At 45.4% G+C, this 1,212-nt stretch carries 1 protein-coding gene; it reads left to right on the plus strand.

All coding sequences use genetic code 11. From position 1 onward, the window contains the following. Positions 1–673: 673 nt before the first annotated feature. Positions 674–1,212 (plus strand): reverse transcriptase domain-containing protein (locus HC000_RS18280; RefSeq protein WP_257025642.1); only part of this gene is annotated, 539 nt, incomplete at its 3' end.

Raw genomic sequence — 1,212 nt, forward strand, 5'->3', positions numbered from 1 at the left:
GGAAGATAATCTGAATGGCAAGGGCGTCACTGGCCAACGGTGGGGTCTGAAGGAAGCCATAAGAAGTTAGAGGTACACAACTAACCGTAACCTGTTTCGGCAGTATTGGTGGGTCAGCGTGCAAAATAGCGCAACGCCCTATACTTAGTCAGACCAATACTGTGCTTGAGGGTGGGATTTCTAACAGGGAGCCAGTGCAGTAACTGGGGAAGCCTGGCATCTAAACTTAGTGTAAATAAGTGGCCTAAACTCAAGGGGAAACCCAAGGTTTAACGTCGGTGTGAGGTGGCAGATGAACCCGTAGTAGTGAGTAAGGCTAGGCCGATGAAAGCCAGTAATGGTGTGGAGGACAAAACCAAGCCGACTATCAACAGAATGTTTGATAGGGTCAATTTTAATCAAAAGTTTTAATTGATTGCGAAGGGGGGAAGTATTCTTTAAGTGTATGAAAATCAGGAGTATCGACGTATAGGCTCACATGTATTTCGACGGAAATAGGCAAGAGATGACGGCTAAGCAGGAATGTGGACGCTGAGAACTGAAGGCCGAGCATGGGAGTAATGAGCGACCACTTAGGCAGATTGCCATTCGGCTAGCACACCTAATGTCCTCATGAAGAACACCACTATACATCAATGTGAAACGACAGACATACCGTAAGCAAAGGCAATTGATGACAGTTTACTACAGCTTGTATGGGCAATTATTAGATATTAATAACCTATACAAGGGATTCAAAAAAGTGAAAGCAGCGAAAGGAGCCGCCGGAATAGATAGGCAGTCCATAGCCGCGTTCGCCTTGAATTTAGAAGAAAACTTGAAACAACTGCAAGGTGAACTGCAAAGCAAGCAGTATCGCGCACAGCCAGTCAAACGGATAGAAATACCGAAAGATGATGGTGGTGTGAGACTGCTGGGAATTCCAACAGTTCGCGACCGCATAGTACAACAAACACTATTGAACATTCTCCAACCGCTCTTCGACATCGACTTTCACCCATCAAGTTATGGGTACAGGCCGAAACGAAGTTGTCATGACGCCATCAGCAAAGCCACGGTATTTATTCGTAAATATCACCGTGAGTGGGTGGTTGATATGGATCTGTCGAAGTGTTTTGACCTACTCGATCACGACTTGATCATAAGCAGCGTCAAACGCAAAGTGACAGACGGTAGCATCTTAAAACTGCTCAAACAGTTTTTAAAAAGCGG

Origin of the sequence: Pseudoalteromonas sp. MIP2626, from assembly GCF_013414205.1 — a bacterium.
GTDB lineage: Bacteria > Pseudomonadota > Gammaproteobacteria > Enterobacterales > Alteromonadaceae > Pseudoalteromonas > Pseudoalteromonas nigrifaciens.